Here is a 2927-nt window from a genome sequence, read left to right on the forward strand (position 1 = left end):
CTACTTATCCGGGTGAAATAGAGACAGTTTAGTTCTCTCTTTTGAGAAACGCTCCCTTTCACAAGGTGTTAAATCAGAGCGTTTTAAAGTCTCAATAAGTTGCTGCATTCGGTCAAAGTGTGGATGGTCGGGATGATAGATACATTCAGAGGATGAATTAGCATATTTCCTGGCAGCTGACCCCACAATTATTAGTGAAGTAAGAGACGTAGAAAAATGAATACCGTAAAGGACTCCTATCATACCTCCTGTCGAGTGCCCGGCAAAGGTCCATTTGGCATAACCCAACGCCTCTCGGATTGCTTCAAGGTCAAAAGCGGCATCAAACATACTTAACTCATGAGCCTCTTGAGTCTCACTAGAATTTCCAGCTTCTTTTAAATTCACAAGGTAGACCGTATTATTCTCTGTCAAAGAATCTGCAAAGTAATCACCTGTATGATTAAACTCTGAATAATGATGAGTGATGCAAATTGGATTGCCCTCTCCTTTTACAAAGACCTCAAAATTTCCCCGTGCGGTATTGATTGTTTTCGTTTCCCAGTAGGTCATTACAAAATCTCCTTACCTATCTAGTTATCTTTACATTAATAGTCTTGGAATAAATCTTTCTACACTATTGAATACCTTGAGTCTTAATTTCTATAAAACAGGCAATAATTCCTCTTAGTATCCAATTAAATGGGAGGGATTTGTTTGTTATTATCAACTGCATGGAAATCCTATGAAGCTGATAAACGTATAGAAGGCTTTTCTCCTTATACTTTAAAAGCATATGGAATCCAAGCAAAGCTACTCATTGGTTATTTTAATGATCCGAATATTGATAGTTTCGACACAGAAAGGTTAAAGGAATATTTTGCTACTCAAGGTAAGGACTTAAAACCCTCTAGTATGGCTCGCAGGATTCGTTTTATGAAGTCATTGTTTCGCTGGTGTCACGAGGAAGGGCATATACCCCTTAATCCAGCAGCAAAGATCAAGGAGCCTAAAGCGGGCAAGAGAATTCCAAAGTTTCTATCAGAAAGGGAGATTGAACTTTTACGTGAAGCCTGTCTAAGTCCTATGGAAAAGGCACTTTTCGAATTTATGTTTTCAACTGGCTGCAGAATTGTATTTGGCAAGCAAAAAATGCATGAAACGGCAGTTAAAAATGTAGCCACCTGCCAACTGTATTCTAATTTTGTAATAATGACTCCTTATAGCGATGACTATCGCCGTTAAATACCACTAGATGAGAGTGATGGATCAGTCGGTCAATGACTGCTTCCGTCAATATTGGATCTCCAAAGACATGGTTCCACTGACCGAACTGAAGATTGGTAGTAATAATAATACTCTTGGCCTCATAACACATTGAAATAACTTGGAATAATAGTTCCCCACCTTGCTTGTGCAGTGGTATATACCCCAGTTCATCAAGGATTAATAAATCCAGCTTTTCTATTTGCTTGAACAATTTCGGCAGAGTACCCTTTTCATTTGCCTCTAGGAGCCGATTTACTAATCCTGCCACTGTGTAGAACTTAACTGATTTGCCAAACCTATGTATGGCATTCAAGCCAATTAAGGTCGCTAGATAGGTCTTTCCAACTCCTACCCCTCCATAAAATATCGCATTCTCTTGTCTTTCCATGAACTCTCCATTTAATAGGGATTCCTTTGTCAATCCTGTTGGAACCTGAACCTCACCCCAATCAAACGGTTTTCCTTTCACTTTTGGAGGGTAGCCTGTGTTAACAGGAGATTCATCCTGCGCTCTTCACGCTGCTGGATTTCAGCTTCAAAAAGCTCAAGTAGATATTCTTGATTACTCGCAGCTTCCACTTCATCAAAATTCTCCTTGATCCAGCTCAACTTCAGTCTTTTTGCATAAGACTTAATTATGTCGTTCATTATGATTCCACTCCTTTATGGAGCTTGTCATAATGTCCTAGTCCTCGTGTCGCATCCGGGAGTTGAGGCAAAGACGACCTCGGCTTTATGTCACTTCGGATTCCACGGCCATTAATAAGTTGATAGAATACTTGTTTAATCGCATCCACGGAGGGATGCCCACGTTCAGAGGCCATGACCAGTGCTTTAGTGATCATGATGAAATCATGGTCCTTCGAAGAAGCACGGGGACGTACCTTTTGCTCCAACATTGTCGAAAATGAATAATGAAAGAAGGATTGTTGGAGTGAGTGGAGAAATGGATATGTAATAATATTTTTTCAGACCTTAAATTGTTAAGCCAGGGGATGTCAGAGTGAAGAAATATGTACTAATTGCTGGACTAATACTAGGCATTGCTATCTCTTTTATCTTCTTCTATATATACGTGCGCAAGCTTAGGTAATGTAGTTAATATTGATCAAGTTGATCGCATTTTTTTGACAACAGTTGAAAGTGAAAGAGAAATCGAAGGGGTTGAGGTTGAAATTCCTAAAATAAACCAAGAACAAAGGAATAAACTTGCTGATTTTTTAAATCAATATCAAGTAAGACTAACAATGAAAGAGGGATGGACTTCTGATTATCCAAGTGAACAGTTTACTTTTCGCGTAGTATACAAAAATGGAGATACTCAGATTTTTACTTTCGAGCGAGAAGTCTTTGTCTCAACACGAATCTACCAAATAGTGAATGCTCCTTTGGATTATAACTGGATACAAAAATTTGAGCGTGAACTTCACTCAAATGATTAAGAATGTCTTTAAGCGGAGAATAATAAATTGAAGTATCTCGTTGAGCAGTACTCTCAAAGAACCCTGCGTAGAAGGCAGCTGCACACCTTGCTTTGAAATCACATGCTTTCGTTTACCAATGCTATTCATCAAAACATATATATTCATTAAATAACTCTCGATATTTTCAGATGTTTTCCTATTAAAATACAATAAGATAAAATGAATTATATGTATAGAATAAATTGCACCTTAAAC

At 38.2% G+C, this 2927-nt stretch carries 4 protein-coding genes and 1 pseudogene; 2 read left to right on the forward strand and 3 right to left on the reverse strand.

Features of this window, described 5'->3' with window-relative positions; translation table 11 throughout:
* Positions 1-552, reverse strand: a complete 552-nt coding sequence (locus JCM21738_RS21355) for an alpha/beta fold hydrolase (protein WP_023614516.1) — start codon at positions 550-552, stop codon at positions 1-3.
* A gap of 144 nt (positions 553-696) precedes the next feature.
* Here JCM21738_RS21355 and JCM21738_RS21360 point away from each other — a divergent pair, with 144 nt between their 5' ends.
* The gene (locus JCM21738_RS21360) at positions 697-1224 is read left to right on the forward strand and encodes a tyrosine-type recombinase/integrase (protein WP_023614517.1); all 528 of its coding nucleotides are present in this window, start codon (positions 697-699) and stop codon (positions 1222-1224) included.
* On the opposite strand, the pseudogene istB reads toward JCM21738_RS21360, so the two are convergent.
* A pseudogene (gene istB / locus JCM21738_RS21365) lies at positions 1178-1896 on the reverse strand (IS21-like element helper ATPase IstB). The gene JCM21738_RS21360 and the pseudogene istB sit on opposite strands and share 47 nt — an antisense overlap.
* Entirely contained in the window at positions 1896-2147 is a 252-nt protein-coding gene (locus JCM21738_RS24065; RefSeq protein WP_148296173.1) for a hypothetical protein, read from the reverse strand. The pseudogene istB and the gene JCM21738_RS24065 overlap by 1 nt, the downstream one beginning before the upstream one ends.
* Before the next feature lie 228 nt (positions 2148-2375).
* On the opposite strand from JCM21738_RS24065, the gene JCM21738_RS21370 reads away from it, so the two are divergent.
* Entirely contained in the window at positions 2376-2690 is a 315-nt protein-coding gene (locus JCM21738_RS21370; RefSeq protein ID WP_023614519.1) for a hypothetical protein, read from the forward strand.
* Positions 2691-2927: the final 237 nt, after the last annotated feature.

This window comes from Mesobacillus boroniphilus JCM 21738 (genome assembly GCF_000517385.1).
Classification (GTDB): Bacteria; Bacillota; Bacilli; order Bacillales; family Cytobacillaceae; genus Mesobacillus; species Mesobacillus boroniphilus.

What these genes read in the sequence shown, in the direction of transcription:
- JCM21738_RS21355 (WP_023614516.1), bottom strand. Translation starts at nt 552, where the DNA reads ATGACCTACTGGGAAACGAAAACAATCAATACCGCACGGGGAAATTTT.
- JCM21738_RS24065 (WP_148296173.1), bottom strand. Translation starts at nt 2,147, where the DNA reads ATGTTGGAGCAAAAGGTACGTCCCCGTGCTTCTTCGAAGGACCATGAT.